The following is a 246-nucleotide window of genomic DNA, read 5'->3' on the forward strand; positions in this document are numbered from 1 at the left end:
TTTCGCCAGCGCGGCATCAACGCGGGCGGCTGAAGCATGGCGATGCAGGTCATTTTCCAGCACCACAACGGCGTCAGCGCGACCTGTTTCCAGCTCGGTCAGCGCATCGTCAAGAGAACCCCCCCCCCATCATGCCGAGGCCCATGCTGTTAACCGAGCGAGCAATCATGGTGATGCCGACGTCTGCGCCACGGCCTTTCAGCGCCTTCGCCACGTTGGCTGCAGCCTGAATCACTTCGGCGCTAC

At 62.6% G+C, this 246-nt stretch carries 1 pseudogene; it reads right to left on the minus strand.

The features are described from left to right. A pseudogene (locus ACU8YC_RS28885) lies at window positions 1-246 on the minus strand (hypothetical protein); the annotation flags it as partial.

This window comes from Citrobacter sp. VF227 (genome assembly GCF_052950715.1).